Below are 26,983 nucleotides of genomic sequence, written 5' to 3' on the forward strand. Positions count from 1 at the left end.
TTAATTACTCCCTTGAATTAATGTATTTACGCCTGCACTAAAGCTTTTCCATTCTGCCTTTAAGCTATTTAACTGCTCGATGCCTTGTGATGTGATTTGATAATATTTGCGCGGTGGTCCCTCTGTGGATTCCATTAAATACGTTGTAAATAAACCTTCATTGGTCAGCCTTCGTAATAATGGATAAACTGCGCCTTCTGATATTTCAATTTGAGTAGAGATGGCTTGTACCAGCTCATAGCCATACATATCTTTCTTTTCTAAAAGAGCCAGCACACATAAATTCAGCACGCCTTTTTTAAATTGAGGATTCATTGCTTCACCTCACTACTATTTTATGAATAATAGTGTATCAAATGCTATTATTCATTGCAAGGTACTGACTTAAAAAATATATACTTTCTTTTAGATTCGTTTTATGTAAATTAGGGAAATGTTTATCAAGATAATTAAGGAGGGTTTTTTATGGAACTACATAACGGAATGCTCTATTGGCCAACTACCTTTGTAAAACCTAGTCATACAAATCCAGCAATAAAAGGGCGTTATGATGTGATTATTATCGGGGCTGGCATGAGTGGTTTACTCACAGCAAATGCACTGATGAATGAAGGTTTAAGCGTAGCCATTTTAGAACGTAACGAAATTGCATCAGGTAGCACCTCTGCCAACACCGGTTTGTTACAATATTCAAATGATATTATGCTGCATGAATTAGCGGAACAGATTGGTGAACAAGATGCCGTTCGTTTTTATACCTTATGCTACGAGGCGCTTGAAACGTTAGATAAAATTGCCGCCATATTACCCGATAAGGCCGATTTTATTCGTCGTCCAAGCATTTGTTTTGCAAGTAAAAAGAGCGATGTCAAAAAGCTTGAAGCAGAATTTGAAATGCTCCATAGACATGGTTTCCCAGTGGAATTTTGGAATGATATCATCGTAAAAAATCGGCTGCCCTTTGAAGCTCCTGCAGCACTTTATACGATGAATGATGCAGAAATTAACCCATTTAAATTTGTCGTCTATTTAGCCGAACAGCTTAAATCACAGGGGGTGCATATTTTCGAAAATACTTTTGGTAATATTATTGAAGAAGAAGGTACACAGCAAATAATTAAAACGATGCACGGTGATTTTAAAACATCGCGTATTGTTTATACGACCGGCTATGGTCGGCTACCTTATGGGAAGATGAAAGGTGCGAATATTAACCGCTCTTACGCAATTGTAACCGAGCAAAACCCGCGCTTTAAGGGCTGGTACGAAAAGGCGCTTATTTGGGAAACTGCGCGTCCTTATTTATATTTACGAACAACCGTTGATAACCGCATCATTATCGGTGGGCTAGATGAAAACCGTGCACACCCCGCAAAAGATGAGGAAAAAATGGATACAATGGCAAAAGCCTTGCTTGAAAAATTGCAGGGGCTCATCCCAAACGAACAATTCCATGCGCCGTATAGCTACAGTGCCTCTTTTGGAGAGTCCTATGATAATCTGCCGTTCATCGGTCAGCATCCCCAAGAAAAAAGTCACTATTATTTACTAGGCTATGGTGGCAATGGAACCGTATATAGCATGCTCGGTGCTGAAATCCTCGCTGACTTAATTATGGGACGCGCTAATGACGATGCCCGCCTTGTTACGCTTGATCGTAAATATGGCTTAAAGATGAAAATGGATGTGTGAGCAATCGCCACACATCCATTTTTATATAGACTTTAATTTGTTATTTTTTAAGATATACCATATAACCGTCGCTGTCGTCATCGCTATAAATATACCAAACTCCCAAATGCCTAAGTGAATTGGATAGCCAATTGATGTCACTACTTCCTTTAACGTCAAAAAGGACATGAAAAGTAGCATTTCATTTCGAAGGGCATGAAGCATGTTTACACTATTTTGGATCTGTGCTTCATTTAACGGCTCGCCACCATTTGGCATATTAATATATTCAGGAAATTTACCAATCTGTCCAAGTAATAGCCAAAGTCCAAAACCTAAAAGCGGTAAAAAGAAAATAAACCATTTATTAGCCCAAGCATCTGCCTCGCCCATTATGTTGTAATGACTCGGCACCTCACTTGGTAAATTCGGAAATTGAATCGCAGTAAAAGCAACGGTAATGAAAAAAACTACGAGTGTCATCCTGTTGAAGAGCTTCATTCCACCTTGCCCCTATCTAAAAATTACTGAACAAAAAGACCGGCGATTTTATCTTCGCCATCATAGGAAATGGTAAAGACACGTTTATCGTTGCTATATTGTGCAACTAATACAACCACCTTCATGCCATCTTTTTCTTCTACCGTCGATTTTTCGACCTGTTCAAAATCACCTGATTGCTCGATAACTGGCTCAATTTGCGCCAATTGATCCACTGTTAACTGTGCGGTTAAATTCGCATCAAATTGCTCAATTAAAGGCTCGTAGTTTTTTTCATTTAGCCATTTTACAACATCTTCAGCCTTTTCACGATACACTTGTGATGTGTCTTCATCGGCTTTATTACCACAGCCGATTAATACAATACTTAACATCATACCTACTAAAATAACTGCCCACTTTTTCATAGAAATCCCCCTCATTACTAAGTTATCCTTATTGTAAACGATATTTTTTAGTATTGTTGGGACATTTCATCATCGGTTCTTTTTCATTCCTGAATGGTTATTTTTCATAATGAGCTTTTGTTCGAAGACTTGCTGCTCTACTGCTGTAGATAAGGTGCTATTCGGATGCTGATTGGTAATTCGTTTAATCGAATAGAGTCCAAGCCCTCGCTCTATCCCTTTTGTAGAATAACTTTTTGCATATAATTCGCCTAAAGCAGGTGGTGAGGCATCAATGCTATTTTTTACGATGCAATATTGTGTGCCATCCACTGTAAATAACGCTATATATAAACTACGCTCCGTTGATTTTTCAGCTGCTTCGATTGCATTATCTACTAATATCGATACGATACGGATAAAGGCCTCTGTCGGCATATATAGCTCCTCCATGGGCTCTGGAATATCAATCGTTATGGTTAACTTCCTTTGCTGTGCTGTTACAATTTTTACACTTAGCACTGCCTTTACTTCGGGAATCATCACGCGAGACAACTTTGTTAGCTCCAGCTGCTGATGATTAACAATGGCAGTCGTTGGTGCAATAATCCCCTCATAAATCTGCTTCATTTGCTGGACATCCTCCGTACGCACGGCTTCCCCCATTGACAGCATTAAGTTCATATAATCATGACGAAATGTTGCCAGCTCATCATGCATAAATTCTAGCTTTGTCACATAATCCATCAGCTGCTCATGCATTTTCTTTTCATGCCGCTCGATCAACTGTGCTCGCGAGCGATACATATTCATCGAAATCATAAGCATTAGTACAATCGAAATTATCGTTAATCCTATGTATAAAGCTTCGCCGTACAATTCATGTAAATTCGCTAATACACGCACTGTCGGGAAATTGATAATAAGTAAAAATACCGTACAAATTGAAATGATGATAAAGGTAGGTATAAAGAGCTTACTCGTTCGCAAATATTGACCCGTTAAGTAGATTTTCCTGCGTGCACCGTACATTAACAGCAACACCACAAGCAATGTCCCAACCAGTAGCACACTCGACGTCCAGCTATAATACGGAAACGGGCTATCTAAATAGACCGTGTAAACAAGCGTGAACAGACCATTTTTAATAACGGAATATAGCACGACACTCAGCATGGCAAAATAAAGAATTTGGATACTAGTTCCCGCCTTTGTAAGCCAGCCAAGAATCATTAAAAAGCCGATCAATGCCACAATATTTAATTCAATAAAGCCCGAATAGCCGATTAGCATGGATAAAAGCACTGTAAATAACATACTAATCAATGCATAAAAGCGCTTCGAAACCTGTGTTGCCCCTACTAGCAATTGAAACAAATAAAAGTGCCCAAACCCGATGAGTACATAGCCTAGTAAATTATAAAACAACATCCCTTATCCTTCTTTCAACAATGTTTTCATCGTTTTCATGAGCCTTCGTGAAACCGGGACTTGTTTGCCACTTGTTAATTGGACAAGCTGCTGCTTTGAATCTAGCTGCTGCATATGCATCTTATTAATCAACACCGACTTATGACAACGTACGAGGCGTTCATCCATCTGTTCGATTTCTTTCAGCGTGCCATAAAATCGGATGAGCTGATTGGTCGTCACAAGCTCCAAGCGATGTGGCTCATCCGTCATAATATATTCAACCGTATCAAATGGCACTTTAATCGTTGTATACGAATTGTCGATAACGAAATAATCCTTATCCATTACACCCTTATTTGTCTTAACATAGTGTGCCAAGCAATCCTTAATCAGCTTTCGACGCATGTCATAAGGCAAATCCTTTTCAATAAATGTTAAGGCCGATACCATATATTGATACGAAATCGGTGCAAGCTCAGAATGGGTTGTCACAAAGACAATAATACCCTCCGAATCAATCGTGCGTATCTCTCGCGCCACCTCTAAACCCTTCCTTATTTCCTGCTTAATTTCAATATCTAGAAAATAGATTGGTGTATAGGTGCAACATGCAATTTTTGATACAATTTCATCCGCACGACTTGTCGTTTCGATAAAATTGTATGGTATTTGCTCTTTTTCACAAATGTCTTGAATCATTTGCTGCATGCGCTGTGCCTGATAGAGGTCATCTTCCAATATAAAAATACTCATAGCCCTCCTCCTTTCATGGCGCCTCAAAAACATCCCTTTATTGAATAAATCTCCAAATCGCCCGTGGAATTAACATTAATACTTCTGCTAATGTAGCGATTAAATCCAAATGTTCCGCCTTTTCTCCCATCGATTTTTTCATTTTTTTGCTCACTACGGTATCTCCTTGAATAGGCTCCTTTCCATCATGAAATCGAATGCGCCGTGATTTGCACTTTGTAAGATTTGGCGCATCCATCACTTGAAAATGCAAATGAGCCTCCGACGAATTGCCTGAATTACCACAACGTCCAATCCTAGTGCCCGTTTTTACTTGCTGACCCTCTTTTACAACAATCGAACCCGGAATCAAGTGAGCCAACAAACTATATTCTTGATTGGCATGCTCCAAAATAACGTAATTGCCCGCAGGATTTTGCTCATCCATTTGCCCTGGGACATTATCTGCTATTCCATCCACCACTTCTAAAACCTTCCCATCAAGCGGTGCTACGATTGCTTCGTTATATGCCAAGTAATGCTCATTATGCTCAGCTATATCTATATATGTCAGACCATCTTGTACTTTAACAAAATCATAGGCAAATTGCTGTGTTTCATAAGCATAATGGTAATTAATTAACTCATTTGCCCCACCCCAAAACACAAACCACTCCCCTTTAAATGGATAGTGATATTTATTTTTTGTATAACAATTATTTGCTTGCTCATCTATCATGAAAGGGGTTAAAAATAAGCTTTCAATTTCAGATTGACGATTAAATGTCACAACAATCGCCTTTGATTTGGAAGTATCCAGCCAAATCGTTTGCTTGCTTTGCTGTAACACGGCCTCGTATGTTCGTTCAAATTGTGTAACATCTTCTACAAAAGGGACTGCAATTTCAATAAATTTATCGTACGGAATATAGTGCTTAAATTCAGCTGTTGTTGCCGTATAAATCGTTTCAAATTGCTGCTTTAAAAATAAGGTGCCAATTGATGTGTTTAAATCCGACTGCCTTTCCATATTTATGCCCTCCGAATACAAAGAATTTTCTTACTCTTTTACGGTTCAATACGTAAAAAGGTTTCACCCTATGAATCTACGGCTGCCATAAAAAAAACCGCGTTCAGCCTTTATAGCTAGACGCGGATTGGATTAATGGAAGAAAGTCCCCTGCTCACTTAAACGACTCGAAAAATCATCTACTTTTAGAGGTCGACTATAATAATAGCCTTGTACAAACTCGCAATTAAAATCTTTTAGTAACTGAATATCCTCCACTTCTTCCACACCTTCAGCCACTACCTGTAATTTCAATGCGCGTGCTAATGAAATGATGGCTGACACCATTGCTACATCCGCGCTATTTTCATTCATTTTATGAACAAATGAGCGATCGATTTTTAATGTATCTACAGGGAATTTTTTTAAATAGCTTAAAGAAGAATAGCCTGTACCAAAATCATCGATTGATAAGGTAATGCCCATTGCCTTTAATTGCTCAATCGTATTTAATAAGCTCATATTTTGGTCTAAAAAACTCATTTCTGTAATTTCAATTTCAAGCATCGTAGGCGGAATTTCATTTTCCTGCAAAATCAAATGGAGTCGCTCTACAAAATTGTCTTTTGCTAAATGGCTCGGTGAAATATTGACAGCCACACGTAAATTCAGCCCAAATAAGGCATTCCACTGCTTTACTTGGCAGCCAGCTTCTTTAATAACCCATTCACTTATTTCCGTAATCAGGCCAAACTCCTCAGCAAACGGAATAAATTGATCCGGAGGTATATAACCTATTTCCTCATCAAACCAACGAATCAATGCTTCCATTCCTTCGATTTGATTCGTTTGTAAATTCACTTTCGGCTGATAGTAGAGCTCAAATACTTGATTTTTAATGGCTTCATGCAATTTTGTTTCGAGCGTTAATACTTGGTTCGGTGTAAATCGTTTCTGATCTTTATATAGCACATAAAACTTATTATTACTTTTTTTGGCCTCATACATGGCTAGATCGGCATATTTTAAAATATCTTGTGCACTATCAATGGACTCCGTATAATTGGCGACTCCTACACTTACTGAGGCATAAAATGTGTGACCCTCTAAATTGAAGTAATCTACAAACTGATTTTGTAAGCTTGTAACTAATTCATCGAGCTGCGCTGGCTGCTTCAATATGCCGACAAATTCATCCCCACTTAATCGATAAAATGTAATGAATGAATTTGTTAAGGTTTGCGCCCGATTCGCAATTTCGATTAAAAATAAATCACCAATATGGTGGCCTAAGCCATCATTGATATTTTTAAAACGATTTACATCAAACAATAATAGTGAAAATGGTTGCCTATCTTCGTCAATTAGTTGCTTTAAATCCAGCATTAATTGACGACGATTTGGTAATCCCGTTAAATCATCATGATGTGCGATATGAATCATCTCCCCGATATTCTTTTGCGCTGTAATATCTGTACGAATCGAAATATATTGATAAGGCTTTCCCTTTTCATTTAAAAATGGCACAATCGTCGTTTGAACCCAATAAATCGAACCATCCTTTGCACAGTTGCATATTTCCCCTTTCCATGTCTCCCCCGTGCCAATTGTACGCCACATGTCTTTAAAAAATTGCTTCGAATGAACGCCTGAATTCAATATACGATGATCTTGACCAATTAATTCTTCTCGCTTATATTTTGAAATATCACAAAAGCGATCATTTACCATCGTAATGACACCGCGTGCATTCGTAACTGCTAAAATAGATGACTCATCCAGAGCAACCTTAATATTTTGTAGTTCCTCCACAGTTAATTGCATCGAACTTAATACATTTGCTCCCCCGGTTTTAAACACTTGCCCCACCTCATAATAATTTTAATGATTCTTTTTTATCATAAAAACTCATATATTCAACATCTATTCATTATTATAGTCCTTTTAGGTTAAAATTTACAGTGATTGGAGGATTAAACGGAAACTATAGTTGACTTTCTAATAAAAAATTACATATTTATTCAAATTTAAAGGGAAATAAGAAATAATACGAATTACCCACTCATTCTGATACCCTGTTTTCCCTGTACTTAGTTCGTGTCGCTCGTTGATTAATATTAAGTGGTTTTTAATAGAAATTACCAATTCCCTCCACCTTATTATCGACAAAATTTTTGGATAAAATAATATTAAAAAATTTGAAAGTATGTCAATCCATGCCGTTTGAAAACTTCATTCAAACAAAGCAGGACTGGATTGGTGATAACAGCTTTTGGGTCATTGAAGTTGATGGCATTTTACGAGAGGAATGGGAAGCATTGAATCGTTAACGAAGCTGAGTACGGTGTTATTTGATTGGATGGCTTTCCTGTATACGTTAAAGAAGCCTTGGTAATCGAAAGCTACTCAAGCCTTTTTCAATACTTCTTCTAATGACAATGGCGTGATTGTCCCTTGATGAAAATATAATTGCCAACGCCCATCGATTAATTTCCAAATCGAGCTACGGTATGTATTACGATTTCTAGTTGTATCGACGATATAGTATGTCGTTAGGACAACATCATCTGCCAGTGGATACATGGCAAAGTTATGCATCGTCATGTCCGATAACACCACCCCTGTTTCGAGGCATTCCATTTTATCATACATATAACCAGAGCTGCCAATTTCAAAAAACTCGTCCGCTAAAATTTCATCAAGCTTTCCCATATTTTCTCGTACATTTGGTGTAATATGACTTTCTTCTAATCGCTTAATATGCTTCTTTAAATCCATAAAAATCTACCCCTTCAAAAGAATTACAATAACTTTACTTGTGATTAATTGTAAAAGCAACTAGAATTTATATTACTTACACAAAGAATAAAGGATTGAGGTGTCTAAAATTGAAAAAAGAAAAACATGAGCTTTTTGAATGGCTAAAGGTCATTGCTTTAACAGCCGTCTTTGTTATCGGGATCCGCACATTTATCTTTTCGCCCATCATCGTAGACGGTGCTTCTATGATGCCAACATATGAGGACGGGGACCGAATCATCGTCAATAAAATTGGCAAAACGATGACGGACTTAGAACGCTTTGATATTGTTGTGTTTAAAGCACCCGATGAGCGCAACTTCATTAAACGCATTATCGGTTTACCGGGTGATCATATCGAATATAAAAATGATGAGCTCTACGTCAATGGGGAAAAACTTGAAGAGCCTTATTTATCCCAAAATAAATCGGCTTTAAATGGCTTTGGTGATTTGACAGGTGACTTTACGTTAGAGCAGCTGACAGATCATTCGAAAATCCCTGAAGATTATTATTTAGTTTTAGGTGACAACCGCCTCAAAAGCAGTGATAGTCGTGACTCACGTGTTGGCTTAGTGGCAAAGGACCAAATTATCGGCAAGGCCAATATTCGTATTTACCCATTTGATGAGTTGGGTTGGGTAAAATAATTGAAACTGGGGGTGATAACAATGACCTTTCCTATTTTAGAAACGGAACGGCTTATATTACGACAATTAAAGATTGAAGATGCTAACGCTATGTATAGTTACGCTTCAAACGATGACGTAACAAAATTCGTGCTATGGGATTCTCATACGTCGCTTGAACAAACAAAACAATTTTTACAGTTTATGATTGATAAGTACAAACAAGAAAACTATGCATGGGCTGTTACTTTAAAAAATTCAGATGAGTTTATCGGCACGATTGATTATGTCATGCTCGATAACAACGAACACATTGGTGAAATCGGTTATGCGTTATCACACCTCCATTGGGGCAAAGGTTATATGAGTGAAGCTGCACAAGCAATTATTCAATACGGCTTTACGGAACTCAATTTAGAACGCATTCAAGCACGTTGCTTCGCTGGAAACGTAGGCTCTGAGCGTGTTATGCAAAAGGCCGATATGGTTTATGAAGGCACAATGCGCAAAGCTAAATTCTCTAAAGGGGCTTACCATGATATGAAAATATATTCGATTATACGCGAAGAAGCGAATATATCGTAAGGAGCAGAAAGAATGCCACAAGATTTAACGGTGCCTCTAAAAGAAGGAAAGCTCAATATACGGGTAGCCATTTGGATTGAACAGGAAGAAAACATTCTTGTAAGTGAATTTCCAAACGATCTCATTACATTACCTGGTGGACGTATAAAATTTGATGAAGCGAGTAATGATGCTGCCATTCGTGAGCTCTATGAGGAAACAGGTGAACGGCTCATGAACGTGAAGCTATTTGCAATTATTGAAAATTTCTTCTTACTAGGACAAGCCTACCATGAAATTTTATATGTCTATCGCGGCACAATTCCCTTTAAAGAAACATATGTTGGTACCGATTATGATAACCAAAAACTATATTGGCTACCGAAAACTGAAATACACCAATTAAAGCCACGAGCATTCGCGCAGCTTTTGGATAAGCAAGAGGATATAGGTGTTGTGCATATTGTGAACAGGGATTGAGAAAAACGTGAGACGCTGAATTTTAACATGCAATGTCTCACGTTTTTTATCTGTCTAAATGTGTGATTTCATTAAAACTTTTTATCGTCCATGTGCTATTCTTGTATTCAATTTTTGATAAACAAGCATTTGCGAGCTTTGTTTTTCCTGAACCAATCTCATTGTTAGAAAGAATCGCTAAAATACAGTTAATAACTGCTCCATGTGCTACTAAAATTATTTTGTTCTCACTATGTTGCTCCGTAATCTGTTCCAATCCTTTTATTATACGCTGAGCTAAAATCTCCTTGGATTCTTGATTTGGATAATGGCGGTTAGGAAACTTTGTGATGCGTTCTTCATAATTCATTCCCTCTGCATCCCCATAATTTCGTTCGATAAATAGCGGCATTTCAATTATTTGTAAGGCATTTTTTTGTGCAATAATTTGCGCTGTTTGCTTAGCGCGTTTAAGCGGACTTGTGAGCACTAATTCATAACCGTTCCCTTTTAAAATTTGAGCGCACATTTCTGCCTGCTTCATGCCGTTTTCATTTAAAGCTATATCCGTATGCCCTTGTAGCTTCCCAAGCTTATTCCAATCTGTTTCACCATGCCTTACTAAACATATTTCGATTTTCGTAACCTCACTTATCAAAAATAGCATTGTTTTAATTGGAAATTACTGTACAATACATAGTCAATGAATAACAAGATATCGAAAAGGATGAGATAAATGAACCGACACATACTCGCCATTTCAGGAGGCGGATTTTCTGAGGAACAACATGCAGCCATCGATCAATATTTGATTCGGCTTACGCAAAAAGATTCTTCTGTAAAAATTGCCTTCATTGCTACAGCAAGCAATGATAACGAACATTATATAGAAAAATTCCACACAACCTTTCAACAACATAATACAATACATATTACACAAAAGGATTTTCATAACCCCAACATTCAAAACATCATTAATGAGCAGGATATTCTTTATGTAGGTGGTGGCAACACGAAATATATGCTCGATTGTTGGAAAGCAACGGGATTTAATAAAGTATTAAAAAATGCATATGCACAAGGGGTCATTTTAGCCGGTGTCAGTGCGGGTGCTATGTGCTGGTTTGAGCATTGTTATAGTGAAGTTGACGGTCGTTACATACAGTTTGAAGGATTAGGACTATTAAAAGGTGCCTTCTGTCCGCATTATCAGGAACTGGTGCGTAGGGAATCATTTGATAAATGGGCGCAGACGAATGGAATTACACCACTTTATCCATTAATGGATCCAGAGAATATCCATTTCACCAACGAAAAATGCGTTATGAAATTAATTAGCTATTAATGTGTATAGTCAAAGCCAGCTATCATAATTGTTCATTAGCTGGCTTTACTTTAATTGCGTTTGTATTGAATTAATACGCTTTCTTTACCTAAATATTGTTCACTTCCAATTCTACTTACCTCTTGAAACCCGAGCTTTTGCAGCATATTCCTAGAACGAAGATTTTCTTCATGGGTTTCAGCTGTAAATTGGGTAATTCCTAACTTCTCTGAAGCAAACTCGAACAAGCACAGTGCCGCCTGAGAACCAAGCCCCTTCCCCCACACATCACTATTCCCTATCGCTATTCCAAACTCCGCAGTATTTTCTTTAATACAAGCTAAATCCACATAGCCTATTAACCGATTGCTTTCCTCAATCCCTAGCCGTATAAAATCTGGTGCCTTATTCGTTACACAGTGCGCCCACCATTGATACAATTCCTTTTCTTCACGATTCATTTCCCAGCCATTTGCTAGACAAAAAGCACGGTCCTTACTCCATGCTAAAACATTGGTATAATCGTCCAGCATTATCGGACGTAGCTTTAAAAGTTGCGGATTGTTCAAGATTCTTCCCCCTCTAATCAAATCGTTTTTCTTTGCAAATTTAATTTTTATTAAAAATAATGAGAATAACTTACTACTCGCTTCGTTGTACTGTATGAAAAAGCTTTTTTACTAAAATAAGGAGCCTTACAGATGAAAAGTTCACCTAAAAATTTTATCGATCGATTAAAAAAACAAAAGGAAGATGCCCTTGATTATATTATCAATGTTTACATGCCACTTGTAAAAACAATTTCCAAGAAAATACTATACACGCATTCACAGCAAGATATCGACGAATGCATCAATGATGTGTTTTTAAGTGTTTGGCAAAATGCCGCGCAATTTCAAGGAAACGCAGAGGACTTTAAAAAGTGGATTGGTATGATCACGAAATATAAAGCAATCGACCGCTACCGACAAAACGAAAAGCGCGCAGCACGTGAACAATCCGATGAAACATTACAACAGCATCAAGCGAGCTTCACAATCGAGCAACACATACTCAAACGCGAGCAAAAAAACGAGCTGCTCTTTGCACTCAGCCAATTAGCCGAACTCGATCGCCATATCTTTATTATGAAATATTATTTAGAACTAACCAATATTGAAATTGCTGATACCCTCGGACTTACAAAGGCGGCTGTTGATAATCGTTTATATCGCGGCAAAAAGGAACTCGCACAACATGACATTTTAAAGGAGCGTTTTATATGAAAATGAAAGAGTGGATGGAGCTCGACATCGATAACCTCGAATTAGAACAAGTAACGGAGCTTGAAAAACAACTCGTCAAACAGCATGTCTTCAAAAAACGGAAAAAAGCTCCGATTTGGAGATCGATAGCGATGGCTGCTGTAATACTTATTAGTGGCGCAGCTATTACAACATTTGCATTTCCGTCTGTAGCCTCTCAAATTCCGTTTATGAATAATGTCATCAGCTATTTTGATGATAGTTATGGACAATATACAAACTTTGAAGGATTCTCTGATGATTTAGGCCTTGTGGATTCAGACAACGGCATTTCGATTTTAATCGACCATGCTGTATATGATGGAACGAATATTATCGTTTCTTATGCCCTTGAAACTGAAAAAAATCTAGGGAAATCCATTGCTGTTAGTGGAGGAAACTGGTTTGATGTTAAGGGCGCCATTGCGTTGGGTGGTAGCGATCAAATTATTCAAATCGATGAACATCACTATGCCGGCGTGGCTGAATTTACCCCTCGTTTTGAAAATGACGAACAACCTGAAACAATTGAAGTAATATGGACGCCAAAAGCATTTTATAACCACGATACAGGAGAAGAAATTAAGGGTGATTGGTCATTTAACTTCTCGCTGGATCGATTAGAGGGTATCGTACTAACTGTCAATAAAACAGGTACAAGTAGCGATGTCAGCTTAACAGTAAATTCCATCGAATTCACAGACGTTTCAACGGTTTTATCGTATAAACAATTCGCAAGCGATGAACTCATGGAATCTTGGCTATCGGTAACACCTACTTTCGCAGTAAAAGACGATTTAGGAAATGTGTATATAGATGGCATAGGCGGTGGTGGACAAACTTCCGATAACTTTAAAACGTTCACAGGCACTACTTCATTCGGTGCAATTAAAGAAGGTGCAACCAAGCTATTCATTGAGCCAACTGCCATTGCAAGCTTAGAAAGTGGTCTTGGTCATAAAAAAATTACGCTTGATACGATTGTAGTAGAGTTACCAAAATAACTTAGGTAGATTATTAGAAATAACTAGTAGGTCATTTTCTCCGTCCTTGCATAATAAGGACGGAGATTTTTTATGTACATAGAATTGAAACGACCAAAAGAAGGATTTCCCCCAAGCTTTCTTGAAATAGTAATAGGCAATACTACATCGAGAGGAGTTTTTTACTTGAGCACCATTGAACAGCGCCTACATGAATTAGGCTTACAGCTACCTGAAGCTACACACCCGCTTTACCACTATGTACCCGTAACAATTCACCAAAATGTTGCATATATTAGCGGACAAGTACCACGTATCAACGGAGATATTCCTTATCCTGGTAAGGTCGGGCAAGATGTCACAATCGAGCAGGCAGGTGAGCTCGCTGAATACTGTGTATTAAAAGGCCTTAGCTGCTTGAAAGCACAGATTGGTTCACTCGACCAAGTCGAAAAAATCCTTAAAGTAACCGGCTATGTTCAAGTAGCCTCTGACTTTTACGAGCCGTCAAAAGTGCTTGATGCCGCCTCAGCGTTACTCGAAAAAATCTTTGGCGAAAAAGGACGCCATGCACGGACTGCAGTCGGTGTCGCAACACTTCCTAGTAACACACCGATTGAAATTGATTTTATCATTGCAATTAAATAAAGGAGCGAATCGATGATTACATTAAAAGAGATTCAAGAGGCAAGACAGCGTATACAAAATGTCGTCTATGAAACACCACTTCTTCAATCAGAGCAATTGTCGAATTTATGTGGCAACCAATTATTTTTAAAAGCAGAGCACCTGCAAAAAACAGGCTCGTTTAAAATACGTGGGGCTAGCAATATGGTCATACATGCAATTGAAAACGGTGCTCAGCATGTCACAACGGCATCATCCGGCAATCACGGACAAGCCGTAGCTTACGTGGCTAAAAAATATGGCGTGCCATCAACCATCGTTGTGCCTGAAAATGCAAGCCAGTGCAAAATTAATGCCATCATCGGATATGGTGGACAAGTCGAAAAATGCGGAACAACATCTGGTGAACGTCTACCAAGGGCACAGCAAATTGCCGACGAACAAAGCGGCATCTACATCCCACCTTATGATGATCCGCTCATTATGGCCGGACAAGGAACAGTAGGATTAGAAATTTTACAGCAGCTTCATCATATTGATGCGATTGTTGTACCAATTGGAGGTGGCGGCTTAATATCAGGAATTTTAACGGCTGTAAAAGAAACAAACCCCGCCATTCAAATTATTGGAGTTGAGCCTGAGCTAGCGAATGATACATATCTATCTCTACAAAACCAAAAAATCACAGCGATTCCTGCAACAAACACCATTGCAGATGGCTTGCGAACAAACCAGCCAGGTGATTTAACATTCCCTGTGTTAACGAAGTACTTAGATGATTTGGTGCTTGTAAGTGAGGATGAAATTCGTATGGCCTTTAGTTTTGTAATGGAACGTACAAAGCAACTCATTGAACCTTCAAGTGCTACAACAGTTGCAGCCGTGCTTTATAATAAGCTCAATATGCAAGGAAAAAATATCGTTACGCTTATATCTGGTGGCAATGTTGACCTTGAAAATGCCCAAAGTATGATTGTAGATACAGCAAAGTTTTCACAGATAAACAGCTAGGGTTGGTGACATCATGGGATCTAGAATTATGCATGCCATTATCGCTAAAAAAGTGGCTGATGCTTTACACATTACGAATAAATCAAATTTTATATTAGGTGGAATTGCAGCAGATGCTTCTTCCAATAAAGAAGCATCTCATTTTTACGCTGGAAAGCATGAGGATTATACACGTAGAATTGATTATGACGCATTCATTAATAAATATAATGAACATGCTACCAATGACTATATTCTTGGCTATTATGTACATCTTATTGCCGATGAATATTGGCTTCAAGGTTTCTATTTGCCGTGGTTAAAAAATCGAATTGAGGCAAACACCGAAATACTTTCGCTATATCATCAGGATTTTAGAGTACTGAATTCAAAGCTTATTCATTATTATAATTTAAAAGATGAACTCATCGCTTCTTTAACAAATAGCGCTTCAATATTAAAGCTAGATGAAGTTCAGCCTAGTGAAGTCATGCCATTTTCGCGTTCTGTTATCAATGATATGAATGATGATATTGGTAATCTTCACGCCAATCTAAACGTATTTACGCTAGAACAAATTATTGGCTATATTGAAACAGCCGTTGCAAAAAGCGTTTATCTAATTAAGCACAGACAAGGTAGCATGTAGTTAATCATTCCAATAGCCAAAGCCACTAACTTTATACTTAGTGGCTCACCTTTTCAAAATTTTCGAGTACGGGTACTAATTCGAGCAAATCCTCTATCACGACATCTGCCAAAACTTCCTCCCACCCAGCATCCTTTTTCCAAATGCCCTTCATTCCTACTTGCTTTGCTGCTCTTACATCGTTTTCAGGGTGGTCTCCAACAAACACACTTTCACAAGGTGCAACTTGTAACTGATTTAAAGCCTTTAAAAAAATCCGCTCATCAGGCTTTTTCATGCCCTCCCATTCAGACACCAAAATGATATCAAAATAATGTTCGATTTGTAACGCCTTTATATTATCCATCTGAAATTGACCATAGCCATTCGTAATAATGCCTAGTCGATAATGCGCGTTCTTTAAACTTTCTAACATTTTCAGCAAATTCGGAAAGGCCACACAGCTATATTTGAATTCATGCAAATAATCTTCTAGTAGCTGCTCTGCCGTCATTTTCGTAATAGCAAACTCCTGTACAATTTGCGCATACACTTTATCTTTCCAAACATAGCCACGCTGATCCAGTTCAATAAAACGCTCAATATATCGCTGCTTCGAAATATGTCCCACAACATCCTGTAAACGCTCATATTGCTTTTCTACAAAAACTTTTACAGATGCATCTCGATTTAATAAAGTCCCATCCAAATCAAATAGGATTGCCTTCACGCTTTAAACCTCCTTTTCCATCGTCACTGTCGCCATTACAAAACCAGTTGGACTTGTCGTCATTTCTTCCTTCGTAATTTCATAGCCAAGCTTATTATATAAACGAATATTATTTGTTTCTGATTTTCGCACTTTGCAGCGAACATTGTGACTATTTTCCTGCAAAGCTCGTTTTTCAATATAATCAATTAAAGCCGATGCAATGCCCTTTCCTTGAAAAGCGGGTAGCACTGAAAGCCTCGAAAAATAGAAATAATCCTTCTGCCGTAAAACCTTAATAATCCCTACCAATTGTTGATTTACATAGGCACCAAATATAAGAACCCCTTGCTGTAATTCGCTTTCAATTGTTTTTTCCGTTTCGACTAATGCACTTGAAGGCATCGTATCCATTTCATAGCGTTTAAATGCCGCATGAATTACTTCAATTATTTGCTGTGCATCATTAACAGGCTGAATAACATCCATTTTGGCAAACCTCCCTTTACTAACAAGAGTGTTTGTATAAAAATAACATAATATGAATTAAAATTCAAATTAATTCTCAACTACTATAAAATTGAGATTCCAAAAAGACAAAAATATATTTCTAAAAGACATATATAAATTTCATTATGTAATTTATATTGTATAATCAAATTAATAAAAAGAAATAGGGAGGAATTGTTTATGGGGTTATTTAAACAAAAAATTGTTGATGAGCGCGTACAAAACATGCAAAACAAAATTTACCGTGAAATTTACTACATTGTGTATTTGATCTGTATCAGTTCATTAATTATTAAAATGTTTCTTTACGGGCGCGGGTTCGAACATGTAACAACTGAACTGATTATCTTATTGACATGCGCCATCTATTATAGTATTCGCGGGATGTATAGCGGGGTTTTATCCGAAGAAGTTGAAATCCATGATGCCAACAGCAAATATCGCTTTAGCACAAAAACAATCGTAATTGGCATCCTTTGTGGTGTTGTAATTGCTCTAGCTATGGCATTAAATAGTGCCATCAATTATGCAGATTCTAATGCGCAAGCTCTTGAGTATTTCTTTATCGTATTTTTAATTTCATTAGTCATCTATGCACCATTTTTAGCCGTATTTTTATTTATTGGCCAGCAATCAGCCGTTAAAAAAAGCAAGAAAATTAATGATAAAATGCTTGAAGATAACGAAAATGAGTGGTGATAAGGATTGAAAAATGTACGCTTAAAAATGGCTCGAATTGAAATGGATTTATCACAAGAGGAGCTTGCAAAAAAAGTGGGGGTAACACGCCAAACGATCGGCTTAATTGAGCTTGGCAAATACAATCCAACACTCAGTGTATGTATCGCCATTTGCAAAACATTAAATAAGACACTTGATGAATTATTTTGGGAGCAAGCCTAAATAAAATATCATTAATAATACCACTAATCAATTAATCCAAAGCATAATTGATTAGTGGTATTTTCTTCATTTCGATAGCGATTTCATTTGCCCATTACTCATACACTTTTATACTTTCACCATTTGACCTAAATTCAACATCACCAGGACGCGTAGTATAAATTTGTGCTCCAGCTGCTTCAAGTGCCTCGACGGTTTCAGGCTGCTCCGGGTTTTTATTAGAGCAAGTAATTAATGCATATTCAGGCTGTACTGCTTCAATGAGCACAGTCGTTTGCTCATTATAACGGCCATGATGTGGAACCTTCAAAAATGTATGCGACATGGCCATGCTTGAATGCGCTAATAGCTCTGCAATGCGAGGCGCTTCAATATCACCAGCAAATAAAAAGCTCGTCTCCCCGTACCGCAAACTCATGACTAAAGAATGATCATTATCCCCATTAAAATTCAATTGCTTCGGCGGATAAATTTCCCCCTTTGCCATTCCTATTGAAAGCTCATAGTTTTCTGTGATTGTTTCAAGCGTCATCTGTTTTTCATCCACTGCCTGCAAAAATTCTAATGTCTGTTTACTATTACTAACATAATTCGGCCCATAAATATGCTCGATATCCAAGGACTTTACAATATGATCCGCACCACCTACATGGTCCTTATCATAATGCGTAATAATGAGCGCCTGTAATTTATTTATACGGTTCTCCTGTAGATAGGCCACAATTTTTTCACCATCATCTTCTTCCCCAGCATCGATTAATACATATTGCCCTTGATGAGAAACTAATAAGCTATCTGCCTTCCCCACTTTAAAAGCATGTACAATAAAGTTTTCCTCTAACGACGTCTCCTGTCCGCTACAAGCAGTTACAAGCAGCAAACAAATAATTATATAAATTTTTTTCATCGATTTTGTCACGCTTCCTCATTAGTCGTTTATTTTTACGACAACTCCAATTTCAATAATTGTTCATCCGTTGTACTCTCTTATCCGTATCTCCTATCACCGCCGTTTTACATGCCGTGACTATCAAAAAAGCATTGCAATACCTAGCCAGTATTTTAGTAAAAGCAAAACCTCCATTTCTTCCTTGTTTATGACGTCACTATTTTTCCTACTGTAAATTAAAAATTTCCATTTTTATTGTAAATCAATGGTACACTAAAAATGGTAAACATGAGATATTTTTTAATCATTATTTCTTTATCCCTTGTTTTTCATTTGAGACGATTTTTTGTAGGAGGCGTTTTTTTATGTTAATAAGACAAGCAAACGAACAAGATGCACCACATATTTTAGAAGTAATGCACGACGCTGAAGCTTCTGGTTTTATGCTATTTGAACCAAATGAAAGACAGCTTACCTCTGATTCCTTAAGCAAATATATTAAAACAATGAACAGTGCTCCTAAATCCAGCTTCTTTGTTGCAGAAGATAAAGGAAGAATTTTAGGCTATCTACTAGTAAAGGCTGAGAATTTGGCTCGTACCTCTCATCGTGCGTCCATTGCAATAGGTGTACACAGCCTTAGTCGCGGAAAAGGTACAGGTACTAAGCTATTTCAACATGTACTCATTTGGGCAAAACAGCAACAATTACACCGCCTAGAGTTAACTGTTATTGAGCATAATAGCCATGCCATTCATCTTTATAAAAAAATGGGCTTTACAAAAGAAGGTATAAAAAAAGACTCGCTATGGATCAATGGACAATTTGTTAATGAAATTTATATGAGTATTCTTCTCTAACCCATTACAAATCCTCTTCACAATCTAATTGATTTTTTCGCCGCTTACACAAGAGAATTTGAAGATGCCCTTAATCACAAAAAAGAACCAAAGAAGCAGTCCATTTAAAGCTTCTTTGGTTCTAATTTTTTATTCGTTAACTAAGTTTTAGTTTTTCTGCATTTCACTAAAATTTGGCTATAAAAAAGGCGTGTAGCCTATGCTACACGCTTAAAAATGACCCGTACGGGATTCGAACCCGTGTTACCGCCGTGAAAGGGCGGTGTCTTAACCACTTGACCAACGGGCCATGCAATGGCTCCGAAGGCAGGACTCGAACCTGCGACCTGCCGGTTAACAGCCGGATGCTCTACCAACTGAGCTACTTCGGAATAATTTATATGGTGGGCCTAAATGGACTCGAACCATCGACCTCACGCTTATCAGGCGTGCGCTCTAACCAGCTGAGCTATAGGCCCTATATAAAACTGGAGCGGGTGATCGGAATCGAACCGACAACATCAGCTTGGAAGGCTGAGGTTTTACCACTAAACTACACCCGCATATGGTGGGTTTGGACGGAATCGAACCGCCGACACTTAGAGCTTCAATCTAATGCTCTACCAACTGAGCTACAAACCCACAAATGGCGGTCCCGACCGGGATCGAACCGGCGATCTCCTGCGTGACAGGCAGGCATGTTAACCGCTACACCACGGGACCATTTGGTTGCGGGGACAGGACTTGAACCTGCGACCTTCGGGTTATGAGCCCGACGAGCTACCACTGCTCCACCCCGCGATAATTGTATTACTTTGTCTTATTGTATCATCGCGCTCTACTTGGTTGGCAGCTACTTCTTTGAAGCTGCTGCTAATCGCTACCTTCGTTTAGCGATTTGCTCCACCCCGCGATAATAATATCACTTTATTACAACTATTTAATTAAAATGGAGGAGGTAGAGGGATTCGAACCCCCGCGCGGTCTTACCCGCCTGTCGGTTTTCAAGACCGATCCCTTCAGCCGAACTTGGGTATACCTCCGACATATTAAAGTGGCTACCGAGGGAGTCGAACCCACGACCTTTCGGGTATGAACCGAATGCTCTAGCCAGCTGAGCTAGGTAGCCATGATTGATATAAAAATTAAATGGTGGAGCCTAGCGGGATCGAACCGCTGACCTCCTGCGTGCAAGGCAGGCGCTCTCCCAGCTGAGCTAAGGCCCCATTGTAATGGTCGGAATGACAGGATTCGAACCTACGACCCCTTGGTCCCAAACCAAGTGCTCTACCAAGCTGAGCTACATTCCGCTCTGTCATTTTAAAAATTTATATGGCGCGCCCGACAGGAGTCGAACCCATAACCTTCTGATCCGTAGTCAGACGCTCTATCCAATTGAGCTACGGGCGCGTATAAAAATGGTGCCGAGGGCCGGAATCGAACCGGCACGGTGATCACTCACCGCAGGATTTTAAGTCCTGTGCGTCTGCCAGTTCCGCCACCCCGGCATTTTAAATTAAAGTACGATTTCAATATCTCTAAACTACTTCTATAAAATGCTTAGAATTTATATTCTGACAATGTATATGATTATAAACTGGTGAGCCATGAAGGACTCGAACCTTCGACCCTCTGATTAAAAGTCAGATGCTCTACCGACTGAGCTAATGGCTCTCTAAATGAGAAAATGGCTGGGGTACCTGGATTCGAACCAGGGCATGACGGAATCAAAATCCGTTGCCTTACCGCTTGGCTATACCCCAAAGGTATTAACTTAAATTTTAAATGGGGCGACTGATGGGAATCGAACCCACGAATGCCTGAACCACAATCAGGTGCGTTAACCACTTCGCCACAACCGCCATTATTATTTAAAGATTGGCAGGGGCAGTAGGAATCGAACCCACACTGACGGTTTTGGAGACCGTAGTTCTACCTTTAAACTATGCCCCTATAAAATAAAAATGGTGGAGGGGGACGGATTCGAACCGCCGAACCCTAAGGAGCGGATTTACAGTCCGCCGCGTTTAGCCACTTCGCTACCCCTCCGACATATATTACTTATTGAAGCATTAAAAAAAATAAGCGAAGCGACGTCCTACTCTCACAGGGGGAAACCCCCAACTACCATCGGCGCTAAAGAGCTTAACTTCTGTGTTCGGTATGGGAACAGGTGTGACCTCTTTGCCATCATCACTTCACTTATTGGTTTGAAAGAATTCATTCTTTCAAAACTGGATAAACGTTTCATTGATGTTCGTAAACATGTGGTTAAGTCCTCGACCGATTAGTATTCGTCAGCTACATGTGTCGCCACACTTCCACCTCGAACCTATCTACCTGATCGTCTTTCAGGGGTCTTACTTACTTGCGTAATGGGAAATCTCATCTTGAGGGGGGCTTCATGCTTAGATGCTTTCAGCACTTATCCCGTCCACACATAGCTACCCAGCGATGCCTTTGGCAAGACAACTGGTACACCAGCGGTGTGTCCATCCCGGTCCTCTCGTACTAAGGACAGCTCCTCTCAAATTTCCTACGCCCACGACGGATAGGGACCGAACTGTCTCACGACGTTCTGAACCCAGCTCGCGTACCGCTTTAATGGGCGAACAGCCCAACCCTTGGGACCGACTACAGCCCCAGGATGCGATGAGCCGACATCGAGGTGCCAAACCTCCCCGTCGATGTGGACTCTTGGGGGAGATAAGCCTGTTATCCCCGGGGTAGCTTTTATCCGTTGAGCGATGGCCCTTCCATGCGGAACCACCGGATCACTAAGCCCGTCTTTCGACCCTGCTCGACTTGTAGGTCTCGCAGTCAAGCTCCCTTATGCCTTTACACTCTGCGAATGATTTCCAACCATTCTGAGGGAACCTTTGGGCGCCTCCGTTACCTTTTAGGAGGCGACCGCCCCAGTCAAACTGTCCGCCTGACACTGTCTCCTACCCCGCTAAGGGGCATGGGTTAGAAGTTCAATACAACCAGGGTAGTATCCCACCGACGCCTCCTTCGAAGCTGGCGCTCCGAGATCTCTGGCTCCTACCTATCCTGTACAAGTTGTACCAAAATTCAATATCAAGCTACAGTAAAGCTCCACGGGGTCTTTCCGTCCTGTCGCGGGTAACCTGCATCTTCACAGGTACTATAATTTCACCGAGTCTCTCGTTGAGACAGTGCCCAGATCGTTACGCCTTTCGTGCGGGTCGGAACTTACCCGACAAGGAATTTCGCTACCTTAGGACCGTTATAGTTACGGCCGCCGTTTACTGGGGCTTCAATTCGCAGCTTCGCTTGCGCTAACCACTCCTCTTAACCTTCCAGCACCGGGCAGGCGTCAGCCCCTATACGTCACCTTACGGTTTTGCAGAGACCTGTGTTTTTGCTAAACAGTCGCCTGGGCCTATTCACTGCGGCTCTCGTGCGCTTGCACGCTCAAGAGCACCCCTTCTCCCGAAGTTACGGGGTCATTTTGCCGAGTTCCTTAACGAGAGTTCTCTCGCACACCTTAGGATTCTCTCCTCGACTACCTGTGTCGGTTTGCGGTACGGGTACCTCCCACCTCGATAGAGGCTTTTCTTGGCAGTGTGAGATCAGGAACTTCCTCCATACGGAGTCGTCATCACAGCTCAATGTTACAGTACGCGGATTTGCCTACGCACACACCTTACTGCTTGAACAGAGACAACCAACGCTCTGCTTACCCTACCCTACTGCGTCCCCCCATTTCTCAAACGGTGGGGAGGTAGTACAGGAATATCAACCTGTTGTCCATCGCCTACGCCTATCGGCCTCGGCTTAGGTCCCGACTAACCCTGAGCGGACGAGCCTTCCTCAGGAAACCTTAGTCATACGGTGCATGGGATTCTCACCCATGTTTCGCTACTCATACCGGCATTCTCACTTCTAAGCGCTCCACCAGTCCTTCCGGTCTGACTTCAACGCCCTTAGAACGCTCTCCTACCACGCATACCAACGGTATGCATCCACAGCTTCGGTGAATCGTTTAGCCCCGATACATTTTCGGCGCAGCGTCACTCGACCAGTGAGCTATTACGCACTCTTTAAATGATGGCTGCTTCTAAGCCAACATCCTGGTTGTCTAAGCAACGCCACATCCTTTTCCACTTAACGATTACTTTGGGACCTTAGCTGGTGGTCTGGGCTGTTTCCCTCTTGACTACGGATCTTATCACTCGCAGTCTGACTCCCGTGTATAAATATCCGGCATTCGGAGTTTGTCTGAATTCGGTAAAGCGAGATGCCCCCCTAGTCCAAACAGTGCTCTACCTCCGGTATTCTTCATCACGAGGCTAGCCCTAAAGCTATTTCGGAGAGAACCAGCTATCTCCAAGTTCGATTGGAATTTCTCCGCTACCCACACCTCATCCCCGCACTTTTCAACGTACGTGGGTTCGGACCTCCAGTAAGTGTTACCTCACCTTCATCCTGGACATGGGTAGATCACCTGGTTTCGGGTCTACGACTACATACTAATTCGCCCTATTCAGACTCGCTTTCGCTGCGGCTCCGTCTTCTCAACTTAACCTCGCACGTAATCGTAACTCGCCGGTTCATTCTACAAAAGGCACGCTATCACCCATTAACGGGCTCTAACTACTTGTAGGCACACGGTTTCAGGTTCTATTTCACTCCCCTTCCGGGGTGCTTTTCACCTTTCCCTCACGGTACTGGTTCACTATCGGTCACTAGGTAGTATTTAGCCTTGGGAGATGGTCCTCCCGGATTCCGACGGAATTTCACGTGTTCCGCCGTACTCAGGATCCACTCTGGAGGGAATGACTTTTTGGCTACAGGGCTGTTACCTTCTCTTGCGGACCTTTCCAAGTCGCTTCGCCTAAATCATTCTTTTGTAACTCCGTATAGAGTGTCCTACAACCCCAAAGAGCAAGCTCTTTGGTTTGGGCTCTTCCCGTTTCGCTCGCCGCTACTCAGGGAATCGAATTTTCTTTCTGTTCCTGCAGGTACTTAGATGTTTCAGTTCCCTGCGTCTGTCCTCATCACGCTATGTATTCACGTGTAGATACTATCCGATTAAAGATAGTGGGTTCCCCCATTCGGAAATCCCCGGATCAAAGCTTACTTACAGCTCCCCGAGGCATATCGGTGTTAGTGCCGTCCTTCATCGACTCCTAGTGCCAAGGCATCCACCGTGCGCCCTTATTAACTTAACCAAAAGTTAAACTTACTTAAAAAGTAAGATTTTAAGGATATTGCACGATCAATTTCTTGATCTATGTTTGTTTATTACTTATCAATGTCGTTTTATCCAGTTTTCAAAGAACGAAGTTTTGAAGTATTTCATTCAACTAAGAATGAACCTTCAAAACTGAACAGCAAACGTTAATGAGCCCCTTCTCCAAGAGAAGGTTTCCGAATATATCCTTAGAAAGGAGGTGATCCAGCCGCACCTTCCGATACGGCTACCTTGTTACGACTTCACCCCAATCATCTATCCCACCTTCGGCGGCTGGCTCCAAAAGGTTACCTCACCGACTTCGGGTGTTACAAACTCTCGTGGTGTGACGGGCGGTGTGTACAAGGCCCGGGAACGTATTCACCGCGGCATGCTGATCCGCGATTACTAGCGATTCCGGCTTCATGTAGGCGAGTTGCAGCCTACAATCCGAACTGAGAACGGTTTTATCGGATTAGCTCCCCCTCGCGGGTTGGCAACCGTTTGTACCGTCCATTGTAGCACGTGTGTAGCCCAGGTCATAAGGGGCATGATGATTTGACGTCATCCCCACCTTCCTCCGGTTTATCACCGGCAGTCTCCTTAGAGTGCCCAACTAAATGATGGCAACTAAGAACAAGGGTTGCGCTCGTTGCGGGACTTAACCCAACATCTCACGACACGAGCTGACGACAACCATGCACCACCTGTCACCGTTGTCCCCGAAGGGAAAACTGTATCTCTACAGTGGTCAATGGGATGTCAAGACCTGGTAAGGTTCTTCGCGTTGCTTCGAATTAAACCACATGCTCCACCGCTTGTGCGGGCCCCCGTCAATTCCTTTGAGTTTCAGTCTTGCGACCGTACTCCCCAGGCGGAGTGCTTAATGCGTTAGCTGCAGCACTGAGGGGCGGAAACCCCCCAACACTTAGCACTCATCGTTTACGGCGTGGACTACCAGGGTATCTAATCCTGTTTGCTCCCCACGCTTTCGCGCCTCAGTGTCAGTTACAGACCAGACAGTCGCCTTCGCCACTGGTGTTCCTCCAAATCTCTACGCATTTCACCGCTACACTTGGAATTCCACTATCCTCTTCTGCACTCAAGTTCCCCAGTTTCCAATGACCCTCCCCGGTTGAGCCGGGGGCTTTCACATCAGACTTAAGGAACCACCTGCGCGCGCTTTACGCCCAATAATTCCGGACAACGCTTGCCACCTACGTATTACCGCGGCTGCTGGCACGTAGTTAGCCGTGGCTTTCTAACAAGGTACCGTCAAGGTAGCGCCAGTTACTACGCTACTTGTTCTTCCCTTGCAACAGAGTTTTACGAACCGAAATCCTTCTTCACTCACGCGGCGTTGCTCCATCAGACTTTCGTCCATTGTGGAAGATTCCCTACTGCTGCCTCCCGTAGGAGTCTGGGCCGTGTCTCAGTCCCAGTGTGGCCGATCACCCTCTCAGGTCGGCTACGCATCGTTGCCTTGGTGAGCCGTTACCTCACCAACTAGCTAATGCGCCGCGGGTCCATCCTATAGTGATAGCAAAACCATCTTTCAACTTTAAACCATGTGGTTCAAAGTATTATCCGGTATTAGCTCCGGTTTCCCGAAGTTATCCCAGTCTATAGGGCAGGTTACCCACGTGTTACTCACCCGTCCGCCGCTAAATCATAGAGAAGCAAGCTTCTCTATTCATTCGCTCGACTTGCATGTATTAGGCACGCCGCCAGCGTTCGTCCTGAGCCAGGATCAAACTCTCCATAAAAGTAGTTTGAAAGCTCATTTGCTTTGCTAGCGATTCTAACCGTTAAGTTAGAAATCATTTTTGCTTCATATAAGAAGCTATATTCATTAACGTTGCTTGTTCAGTTTTCAAGGTTCATGTTGTTGTCGTTTTGGCGACTTATCTAATTTAACATTTTAACACTTCATTGTCA

26 protein-coding genes, 18 tRNA genes and 3 rRNA genes are annotated in these 26,983 nt (G+C 40.8%); 13 read left to right on the forward strand and 34 right to left on the reverse strand.

All coding sequences use genetic code 11. From position 1 onward, the window contains the following. On the reverse strand, positions 1–315 hold the full coding sequence (locus MKX47_RS18575; protein ID WP_340777146.1) for a PadR family transcriptional regulator: 315 nt from the start codon (positions 313–315) through the stop codon (positions 1–3). Between the two features lie 150 nt (positions 316–465). On the opposite strand from MKX47_RS18575, the gene MKX47_RS18580 reads away from it, so the two are divergent. Next, the gene (locus tag MKX47_RS18580) at positions 466–1,692 is read left to right on the forward strand and encodes an NAD(P)/FAD-dependent oxidoreductase (RefSeq protein ID WP_340777149.1); all 1,227 of its coding nucleotides are present in this window, start codon (positions 466–468) and stop codon (positions 1,690–1,692) included. A 21-nt stretch (positions 1,693–1,713) separates the two neighbouring features. On the opposite strand, the gene MKX47_RS18585 is transcribed toward MKX47_RS18580, so the two are convergent. The 7 genes from MKX47_RS18585 to MKX47_RS18615 all read right to left on the reverse strand — a co-directional run bounded on the left by MKX47_RS18585 (position 1,714) and on the right by MKX47_RS18615 (position 8,490). Next, positions 1,714–2,172 (reverse strand): DUF1648 domain-containing protein, encoded by a 459-nt coding sequence (locus MKX47_RS18585; protein ID WP_340777151.1) that lies wholly within the window; start codon positions 2,170–2,172, stop codon positions 1,714–1,716. A gap of 23 nt (positions 2,173–2,195) precedes the next feature. Further along, positions 2,196–2,579, reverse strand: a complete 384-nt coding sequence (locus tag MKX47_RS18590) for a DUF3887 domain-containing protein (RefSeq protein WP_340777153.1) — start codon at positions 2,577–2,579, stop codon at positions 2,196–2,198. Positions 2,580–2,648: 69 nt separating this feature from the next. Then, positions 2,649–3,989 (reverse strand): sensor histidine kinase, encoded by a 1,341-nt coding sequence (locus MKX47_RS18595; protein ID WP_340777155.1) that lies wholly within the window; start codon positions 3,987–3,989, stop codon positions 2,649–2,651. Positions 3,990–3,992: 3 nt separating this feature from the next. Continuing rightward, positions 3,993–4,724 (reverse strand): response regulator transcription factor, encoded by a 732-nt coding sequence (locus MKX47_RS18600; RefSeq protein WP_340777158.1) that lies wholly within the window; start codon positions 4,722–4,724, stop codon positions 3,993–3,995. Between the two features lie 37 nt (positions 4,725–4,761). After that, positions 4,762–5,733: a M23 family metallopeptidase gene (locus MKX47_RS18605; protein WP_340777160.1), complete on the reverse strand. Its 972-nt coding sequence runs from the start codon at positions 5,731–5,733 to the stop codon at positions 4,762–4,764. Between the two features lie 132 nt (positions 5,734–5,865). Continuing rightward, positions 5,866–7,572 (reverse strand): sensor domain-containing protein, encoded by a 1,707-nt coding sequence (locus MKX47_RS18610; RefSeq protein WP_340777162.1) that lies wholly within the window; start codon positions 7,570–7,572, stop codon positions 5,866–5,868. 546 nt (positions 7,573–8,118) lie between these two features. Beyond that, positions 8,119–8,490 carry a nuclear transport factor 2 family protein gene (locus tag MKX47_RS18615; protein WP_445683599.1) on the reverse strand — a complete coding sequence of 124 codons (372 nt, stop codon included), beginning with the start codon at positions 8,488–8,490 and terminating at the stop codon, positions 8,119–8,121. A 110-nt stretch (positions 8,491–8,600) separates the two neighbouring features. Here MKX47_RS18615 and lepB point away from each other — a divergent pair, with 110 nt between their 5' ends. Genes lepB through MKX47_RS18630 form a run of 3 tightly spaced genes read left to right on the forward strand, consistent with a single transcriptional unit; the run spans position 8,601 to position 10,184 of the window. Further along, complete coding sequence (gene lepB / locus MKX47_RS18620; RefSeq protein ID WP_340777164.1) at positions 8,601–9,161, forward strand: signal peptidase I; 561 nt, start codon at positions 8,601–8,603, stop codon at positions 9,159–9,161. Positions 9,162–9,182: 21 nt separating this feature from the next. Further along, positions 9,183–9,725 carry a GNAT family N-acetyltransferase gene (locus tag MKX47_RS18625; RefSeq protein ID WP_340777166.1) on the forward strand — a complete coding sequence of 181 codons (543 nt, stop codon included), beginning with the start codon at positions 9,183–9,185 and terminating at the stop codon, positions 9,723–9,725. A 12-nt stretch (positions 9,726–9,737) separates the two neighbouring features. Further along, a complete protein-coding gene (locus MKX47_RS18630; RefSeq protein WP_340777168.1) occupies positions 9,738–10,184 on the forward strand; it encodes an NUDIX domain-containing protein in 447 nt (148 codons plus the stop codon). Between the two features lie 46 nt (positions 10,185–10,230). Here MKX47_RS18630 and MKX47_RS18635 read toward each other — a convergent pair whose 3' ends face one another. Then, positions 10,231–10,821, reverse strand: a complete 591-nt coding sequence (locus MKX47_RS18635; RefSeq protein WP_340777171.1) for a histidine phosphatase family protein — start codon at positions 10,819–10,821, stop codon at positions 10,231–10,233. Positions 10,822–10,899: 78 nt separating this feature from the next. Here MKX47_RS18635 and MKX47_RS18640 point away from each other — a divergent pair, with 78 nt between their 5' ends. Beyond that, positions 10,900–11,508, forward strand: a complete 609-nt coding sequence (locus MKX47_RS18640; RefSeq protein WP_340777174.1) for a Type 1 glutamine amidotransferase-like domain-containing protein — start codon at positions 10,900–10,902, stop codon at positions 11,506–11,508. A 50-nt stretch (positions 11,509–11,558) separates the two neighbouring features. Here MKX47_RS18640 and MKX47_RS18645 read toward each other — a convergent pair whose 3' ends face one another. Next, on the reverse strand, positions 11,559–12,056 hold the full coding sequence (locus MKX47_RS18645; RefSeq protein WP_340777177.1) for a GNAT family N-acetyltransferase: 498 nt from the start codon (positions 12,054–12,056) through the stop codon (positions 11,559–11,561). A 132-nt stretch (positions 12,057–12,188) separates the two neighbouring features. Between MKX47_RS18645 and MKX47_RS18650 the strand changes: the two genes are divergently transcribed. From MKX47_RS18650 to MKX47_RS18670, 5 genes are all read left to right on the forward strand, one after another. Continuing rightward, positions 12,189–12,752, forward strand: coding sequence for a sigma-70 family RNA polymerase sigma factor (locus MKX47_RS18650; protein WP_340777178.1), 564 nt, complete (start codon positions 12,189–12,191; stop codon positions 12,750–12,752). Next, the gene (locus tag MKX47_RS18655; RefSeq protein WP_340777180.1) at positions 12,749–13,774 is read left to right on the forward strand and encodes a DUF4179 domain-containing protein; all 1,026 of its coding nucleotides are present in this window, start codon (positions 12,749–12,751) and stop codon (positions 13,772–13,774) included. Before MKX47_RS18650 ends, MKX47_RS18655 begins: the two co-directional genes overlap by 4 nt. Positions 13,775–13,939: 165 nt before the next feature. Then, positions 13,940–14,401 (forward strand): RidA family protein, encoded by a 462-nt coding sequence (locus MKX47_RS18660; protein ID WP_340777181.1) that lies wholly within the window; start codon positions 13,940–13,942, stop codon positions 14,399–14,401. Positions 14,402–14,413: 12 nt separating this feature from the next. Further along, positions 14,414–15,391 (forward strand): threonine ammonia-lyase, encoded by a 978-nt coding sequence (locus MKX47_RS18665; protein ID WP_340777183.1) that lies wholly within the window; start codon positions 14,414–14,416, stop codon positions 15,389–15,391. A gap of 13 nt (positions 15,392–15,404) precedes the next feature. Then, entirely contained in the window at positions 15,405–16,019 is a 615-nt protein-coding gene (locus MKX47_RS18670) for a hydrolase (RefSeq protein ID WP_340777186.1), read from the forward strand. A gap of 37 nt (positions 16,020–16,056) precedes the next feature. Here MKX47_RS18670 and MKX47_RS18675 read toward each other — a convergent pair whose 3' ends face one another. Both MKX47_RS18675 and MKX47_RS18680 read right to left on the reverse strand, forming a co-directional pair. Next, positions 16,057–16,728, reverse strand: a complete 672-nt coding sequence (locus tag MKX47_RS18675; protein ID WP_340777188.1) for an HAD family hydrolase — start codon at positions 16,726–16,728, stop codon at positions 16,057–16,059. Between the two features lie 3 nt (positions 16,729–16,731). Next, entirely contained in the window at positions 16,732–17,196 is a 465-nt protein-coding gene (locus tag MKX47_RS18680) for a GNAT family N-acetyltransferase (RefSeq protein ID WP_340777191.1), read from the reverse strand. 201 nt (positions 17,197–17,397) lie between these two features. Between MKX47_RS18680 and MKX47_RS18685 the strand changes: the two genes are divergently transcribed. Then, complete coding sequence (locus MKX47_RS18685) at positions 17,398–17,916, forward strand: DUF6773 family protein (RefSeq protein WP_340777194.1); 519 nt, start codon at positions 17,398–17,400, stop codon at positions 17,914–17,916. Positions 17,917–17,922: 6 nt separating this feature from the next. After that, positions 17,923–18,120 (forward strand): helix-turn-helix transcriptional regulator, encoded by a 198-nt coding sequence (locus tag MKX47_RS18690; protein ID WP_340777196.1) that lies wholly within the window; start codon positions 17,923–17,925, stop codon positions 18,118–18,120. Between the two features lie 94 nt (positions 18,121–18,214). Here the strand turns inward: MKX47_RS18690 and MKX47_RS18695 are convergent, their stop codons facing one another. Then, entirely contained in the window at positions 18,215–19,039 is an 825-nt protein-coding gene (locus tag MKX47_RS18695; RefSeq protein WP_340777198.1) for a ComEC/Rec2 family competence protein, read from the reverse strand. 335 nt (positions 19,040–19,374) lie between these two features. Between MKX47_RS18695 and MKX47_RS18700 the strand changes: the two genes are divergently transcribed. Beyond that, the gene (locus tag MKX47_RS18700) at positions 19,375–19,869 is read left to right on the forward strand and encodes a GNAT family N-acetyltransferase (RefSeq protein WP_340777200.1); all 495 of its coding nucleotides are present in this window, start codon (positions 19,375–19,377) and stop codon (positions 19,867–19,869) included. 217 nt (positions 19,870–20,086) lie between these two features. Here MKX47_RS18700 and MKX47_RS18705 read toward each other — a convergent pair. From MKX47_RS18705 to MKX47_RS18805, 21 genes are all read right to left on the reverse strand, one after another. Next, positions 20,087–20,158 (reverse strand) — tRNA-Glu (locus MKX47_RS18705). 6 nt (positions 20,159–20,164) lie between these two features. Then, positions 20,165–20,240 (reverse strand) — tRNA-Asn (locus MKX47_RS18710). Between the two features lie 10 nt (positions 20,241–20,250). Further along, a tRNA-Ile gene (locus MKX47_RS18715) sits at positions 20,251–20,327 on the reverse strand. A 10-nt stretch (positions 20,328–20,337) separates the two neighbouring features. After that, a tRNA-Gly gene (locus MKX47_RS18720) sits at positions 20,338–20,411 on the reverse strand. 3 nt (positions 20,412–20,414) lie between these two features. Then, positions 20,415–20,490, reverse strand: a tRNA-Phe gene (locus MKX47_RS18725). A gap of 5 nt (positions 20,491–20,495) precedes the next feature. Further along, positions 20,496–20,571: transfer RNA gene (locus MKX47_RS18730), tRNA-Asp, on the reverse strand. Positions 20,572–20,574: 3 nt separating this feature from the next. Further along, positions 20,575–20,649 (reverse strand) — tRNA-Met (locus tag MKX47_RS18735). A 149-nt stretch (positions 20,650–20,798) separates the two neighbouring features. After that, positions 20,799–20,891 (reverse strand) — tRNA-Ser (locus MKX47_RS18740). Between the two features lie 12 nt (positions 20,892–20,903). Further along, a tRNA-Met gene (locus MKX47_RS18745) sits at positions 20,904–20,977 on the reverse strand. A gap of 21 nt (positions 20,978–20,998) precedes the next feature. After that, positions 20,999–21,074, reverse strand: a tRNA-Ala gene (locus MKX47_RS18750). Positions 21,075–21,081: 7 nt separating this feature from the next. Next, positions 21,082–21,158, reverse strand: a tRNA-Pro gene (locus MKX47_RS18755). A 23-nt stretch (positions 21,159–21,181) separates the two neighbouring features. Then, a tRNA-Arg gene (locus tag MKX47_RS18760) sits at positions 21,182–21,258 on the reverse strand. Between the two features lie 9 nt (positions 21,259–21,267). Further along, positions 21,268–21,356 (reverse strand) — tRNA-Leu (locus tag MKX47_RS18765). A 90-nt stretch (positions 21,357–21,446) separates the two neighbouring features. Then, positions 21,447–21,522: transfer RNA gene (locus tag MKX47_RS18770), tRNA-Lys, on the reverse strand. 14 nt (positions 21,523–21,536) lie between these two features. After that, positions 21,537–21,611 (reverse strand) — tRNA-Gln (locus MKX47_RS18775). Between the two features lie 23 nt (positions 21,612–21,634). Beyond that, positions 21,635–21,710 (reverse strand) — tRNA-His (locus tag MKX47_RS18780). A 17-nt stretch (positions 21,711–21,727) separates the two neighbouring features. Further along, positions 21,728–21,801: transfer RNA gene (locus tag MKX47_RS18785), tRNA-Trp, on the reverse strand. A gap of 12 nt (positions 21,802–21,813) precedes the next feature. Next, a tRNA-Tyr gene (locus MKX47_RS18790) sits at positions 21,814–21,897 on the reverse strand. A gap of 36 nt (positions 21,898–21,933) precedes the next feature. Continuing rightward, positions 21,934–22,049: ribosomal RNA gene (gene rrf, locus MKX47_RS18795) — 5S ribosomal RNA — on the reverse strand. A 66-nt stretch (positions 22,050–22,115) separates the two neighbouring features. Continuing rightward, positions 22,116–25,043 (reverse strand): 23S ribosomal RNA (locus MKX47_RS18800). Between the two features lie 215 nt (positions 25,044–25,258). Next, positions 25,259–26,811: ribosomal RNA gene (locus MKX47_RS18805) — 16S ribosomal RNA — on the reverse strand. Together the 16S, 23S and 5S rRNA genes with 18 tRNA genes alongside form the textbook arrangement of a ribosomal RNA operon. Between the last annotated feature and the right edge of the window lie 172 nt (positions 26,812–26,983).

It is taken from the genome of Solibacillus sp. FSL R7-0668 (genome assembly GCF_038006205.1).
In the GTDB taxonomy this organism is placed as follows: domain Bacteria; phylum Bacillota; class Bacilli; order Bacillales_A; family Planococcaceae; genus Solibacillus.